Origin of the sequence: Thermococcus sp., from assembly GCF_027066465.1 — an archaeon.
GTDB lineage: Archaea > Methanobacteriota_B > Thermococci > Thermococcales > Thermococcaceae > Thermococcus.
On sequence record NZ_JAMONU010000018.1, the window covers coordinates 1 to 4,056 of the forward strand.

The 4,056-nt window shown below is 56.6% G+C and carries 3 protein-coding genes and 1 pseudogene; all 4 read right to left on the reverse strand.

Going from position 1 to position 4,056, the window contains the following annotated elements; genetic code table 11:
* A pseudogene (locus MVK46_RS00840) lies at positions 1-109 on the reverse strand (cation transporter); the annotation flags it as partial.
* A gap of 314 nt (positions 110-423) precedes the next feature.
* On the reverse strand, positions 424-2,769 hold the full coding sequence (glmA, locus tag MVK46_RS00845; RefSeq protein WP_297534533.1) for an exo-beta-D-glucosaminidase: 2,346 nt from the start codon (positions 2,767-2,769) through the stop codon (positions 424-426).
* Positions 2,770-2,774: 5 nt separating this feature from the next.
* Complete coding sequence (gene glmD, locus MVK46_RS00850) at positions 2,775-3,755, reverse strand: glucosamine-6-phosphate deaminase (RefSeq protein WP_297534535.1); 981 nt, start codon at positions 3,753-3,755, stop codon at positions 2,775-2,777.
* Position 3,756: 1 nt separating this feature from the next.
* The coding region (locus MVK46_RS00855; RefSeq protein ID WP_367182619.1) for an oligopeptide/dipeptide ABC transporter ATP-binding protein at positions 3,757-4,056 on the reverse strand (300 nt) is incomplete at its 5' end.

Below are 4,056 nucleotides of genomic sequence, written 5' to 3' on the forward strand. Positions count from 1 at the left end.
CGGAGATGAGGGCTATACTTGAATAGAGAAAACCGACGATGAGCTTTACGACCGCGAGAAGGACGTTGCCGATTATGCTGACCCATATTGGCTTGTAAATCTCCTCCATGGCATCACCTTCATGTGCATATGCACAAAATATTTAAACCTTTCTAATTCCCTTCAGCTCCCTAAGGTTATTAGGCTTTCGAATTCAATTAAGCTAATTTAAAAAAAGCGGTCAGTCCGTCACTCCCTCGTCACGGCTCGGACAAGGCTGAACTCATCATCCCGAAAAAAGTTGGAACGGGCGCTTAAAAGGGTTGCTCAGCGATCACCTTTCCTTCCTCACCCTTCGGTTCGCCCATCACTCATCATCGCGGGGAAAAATAGGAGGAGGGGCCTTAAAAAGGTTTCAAAAGCAAAAAGTGAAGGAGGCAACCGCTAAAGGCCCAGCTCGAACTCATTATCATGCTCTACGACGACCCTTAGGATTCCGTTCTCAAAGCTCTCGTCCACGATTCTACCCTCAATCGCCTTGACTTCCTCAACGCCCCGCAAAGCGACCTCGCTGGAACCGCTCAGGTGGTTCCTGAAGCGGAGTGTTTTTCCGTCCCCGCCGAGGAGTGTAGCCGTTGCGTAGACAACCTCAGCGTCTCCGACCCTAACGCCGAAGGGCAGGAAGAGGGCACCGCGCTTCCCCATCTCGATGCCGTCGAGGAGCTGGGGGACCTCCATTCCCCTGTACCGCACTTTTCCGAAGACCCTGTGGCCTCTGGGGTTGAGCAGGACGAGGTAGTGGCCGCGCGGAATCGCTATCATGTCCCTGTCCGTGACCTCGAAGTCCCTCTTAACGTTCTGCATCTCAAGCAGTTTGTCAACGAACTTCCTGTGGAGGTCGTGGTAGCTGTTGTAGTACTGGAGCCTGAAGCCGAGCACGATTGCGCTCCCCTTTCCCCTCCTAACGAGCGTTCCGACTGGTCTGCCGTAGTGGAAGACGAAAGGTTCACCACCTTTGACCTCTCGAACGGTGTTCCTGACGAGCATCCTGTCAATCCCGTCGCTCTCGACGCTCGTGAACTGAATCAGTCTCGGATTGTCCCTCGCCTCGGCCCTCTCAACCTCGACGCCGAGGAACTCGGCGAGGGCGGAGTAGGGCTTCATGTTCTCGTCGAGATATGGAAGCATCGGCAGGATTACGAGGTTTCCGCCCCTCTCAACGAACTCAACTAACTTGTCCTGGACATCCCTTGAGAGGAAGTCGAGGCTGTACACCCAGAGCTGGCCGTAGGAGAGCATCTCCTCAACGCTCGCCTCCTCAAGGTCGAGGACGTCGAAGGGAACGTTGCTCATGGCGAGAAGCGTTAAGAGACCCCTCTCGCCGAGGAGGTATTCGTTGAGGTTCACGCTTTCGGTCAGGCCCTTCCTCAGGCCGAAGGTGGCTATAGCCTCGTAGGGCTCGTAGGTTCCGAAGGCCACCCTCGGCCTCAGCTCGGCGTCGGCGAAGGCCGGATTGTTGAGCAGGAACTCGCCGAGCCACTTTATCGGCTCAACGTGGGGCCTCTCGCTCCCGTCGAGGCCTATCGGCGAGTAAACGTCCCAGGTCACGCCGTTGTGGGACTCGTAGCCTTTTGGATTCTCACCGCCGACATAGAGGTAGTAGTTGATGTTGTGGATTCCGAGCGAGGCTATCAGCGAGTAGAGATGCTCGGCCTCGTCCGGTTCAATTGTATGAGCTAAAGAAACCTGCGTCTCTATGCTGAGCGGGGGAGTTCCAAGCTTTCTCTGGTAGAAGCGGTAGACCCCGGTCTTGTAGTAGATGTGGCCGAGTTTATCTTCCTTCAGGTCGAAGGAGCGATAGAAGGAGTACCAGAACTCGGTCCAGAGGTGGACGTCGAGGCTTCTCTCCTTAACGTAGCGGTAGAAATGCCTCCACGCGGAGAGGAGCAGGTAGGGGTCGAGTATGCTTATCGGGACGTCGATGTAGCGCTTTAGATGCCCGTAGAGGATTTCCACGTAGCGGTTGATGACCCAGATTTTGAAGTGATGCCAGTCGAGTATTTTAGGCAACGGCTCGTCCTCGCTCGCCGGCGGGCGAACCTCGGAGTAATCGCCTATCCCCGTCCCGTACCGCTCGCCCAGCTCGTCAAGGGGGTAGTTGGAGCGAAGCCACTCCTCCCAAAGGCCCCCCGGACGGGTAATGACCTCGTTGTAGTCCGTGAGGAAGGGCTGGAAGATGGTCTCCCAGTAGGACGGCTCGTCGTCTATGGAGACACTTATTATCGGTCCGCCGTTGGTATAGAGGTAGTCCCTGATTATCGGGAGAACCTCGTCGTACCACTTCGAAACGGCCTCGAGGTATGTCGGGTGGAGGTAGGTAATCGGGGGATAGTAGATGTCCCCCGGCAGGGGTCCGTTGGGGCCTTTCGCAAGGATTTCTGGATGCCCTTTGATGAGCCACCCCGGTATTCCGCCGTTCCTCCACTCGCCGCAGATGTAGGGACCGGGCCTTATGATGACCTTCAGGCCGACTTTATCTGCCAGCTCAAGGAAGCCTACCAAGTCCCTCTGAGGGTGCGTCTCGCCGGTGAAGTCGAACTTTCCAGGCTCTGGCTCGTGCCAGTTCCAGGCGACGTAGGTGTCTACCGTGTTGAGGCCGTGCCTCTTCATCCTCTCAAGCCTGTCGCGCCAGCTCTCCCTCGGGACCCTGAAGAACTGGAGCGTCCCCCCGTAAACCTGGAAGCGCTCCCCATCGAGGTAATAGGCCTTACCGTCGTGACCGACCTTCATCACAATCACCACGTGACGACCCTGCTGAGGAACCTCGGGTTGTCCGGATTCAAACCGCGCGACACGGCCTTGTAGTAAGATAGTAGCTGGATTATCGGGAGGTAGAGGACGGGACTTGCAAGCTCGTCCAGTTCGGGGACTTCGATGAAGTAGTCGGCCCCGGTGTCGCGCCTTCCGACGGTGAGAACTCTGGCCTTTTGTCCCTGGAATTCCTTCGTCAGCTTCTCGTGCCAGTCAAATGGCTCGCTCACCAGCAGAACGACGAGCGTTCCATCGTCTGCTATAGACTTGAAGCCGTGCCTGACCTCGAACGTTGGATAAGCCTCGCTCCAGAAGAGGGCCATCTCCTTCATCTTGAGCATTCCCTCGAGGGCTATCGGGTAGAGTATCCCGGAGCCGAGGAAGATGACGTTCCTGAAGTCGAAGCCCTCCACGACATCCCTCACGTGGTTTTCGTTCTTGAGGACCTCCCCCGTGAGGGAAGATACGTGCCCGGCGTCGAGGGTTTCCCTTCCGTACGAGTGGAGGAGCAACTGAATGTAGGCGAAGTAGAAGGCGGGGAAGGAGTGGGTCATTACAACGCTCTCCTCGTGGGCCGGAACTATTAGAGCGTAGTCCGCTTTCCTCGAAAGGGTGCTCTCATAAGCAGTGAGGGCAAGCGTTGGAACGTCGAGGACATTAAGGGCTTTGATTGCCTCCGTCGTTTCCCCAGAGCGCGAGATTGCCACGAGGAGTTCGGGGTTCCCTATGCTGTACCATTCGCGCGAATACAGAAGTTCGGAGCAGGGGAGGGCCACTCCCCTGCCCCCGAGGCGGGTGGTTGCCATGGCCAGCGGCTGCGACAGGAAGTGTGAACTGCCACAGCCCGTGTAAACTATCTCCCTCGGCAACAAGAAGTCGTGATTTGCTATGAAATCTTCAAAGGCTCTCTGGGCCTTCATAATTCCCTCCGGAGTCTTCCTAATCTCCCTAATCGTCGAGTGCATCTCACTCACCTCCGTAGAGATGGCAGGCCACCCAGTGGTTCTTCTCGACCTCGTGAAGGACCGGACGGACTTTGAAGCACTTCTCCTTTACCCTGGGACATCTCGGCGCGTAGCGGCAGCCCTGAATGGAGTAGACTGCTCCCTCCTCCTTTTCCGGCTCGATTCCCCTGAACTCCCACTTGACGTTCAAATCGGGGACGCTCTCGAGGAGCATCTGGGTGTACGGGTGAAGCGGGTTGTGGAAGACCCTCTCGGTGTCGCCCATCTCCACTATCGTCCCGCGGTACATGATAATCGTCGT